This window comes from Rhizobium ecuadorense, from assembly GCF_001187535.1.
Classification (GTDB): Bacteria; Pseudomonadota; Alphaproteobacteria; order Rhizobiales; family Rhizobiaceae; genus Rhizobium; species Rhizobium ecuadorense.
The window spans coordinates 1-214 of the sequence record NZ_LFIO01001091.1 but is presented as its reverse complement, the minus strand read 5'-3'; the positions used below and the strand labels follow the sequence as shown (position 1 = coordinate 214).

Below are 214 nucleotides of genomic sequence, written 5' to 3'. Positions count from 1 at the left end.
GTTGAGGAATTCGTGCCTGAAGGCGGCCTCGCTGACCGCCTCCGCCAGCACCTTTCTCATCTCCGATCTTGGAAGCGTCCACGTCGCCTCGATATCCGCATACTTCGGTCCGAGGGCATCTTCATAGGGGATATCGCCATTCTGGATGATCAGCGCCACGATGCGCTGGGGGATTCTGATCGCCAACCGCGCACCGATAGGCGAGCCGAAGTCG

At 60.3% G+C, this 214-nt stretch carries 1 pseudogene; it reads right to left on the bottom strand.

The window, feature by feature from the left end:
- Positions 1-214 (bottom strand): annotated as a pseudogene (locus AF337_RS22110) (alpha/beta fold hydrolase); the annotation flags it as partial.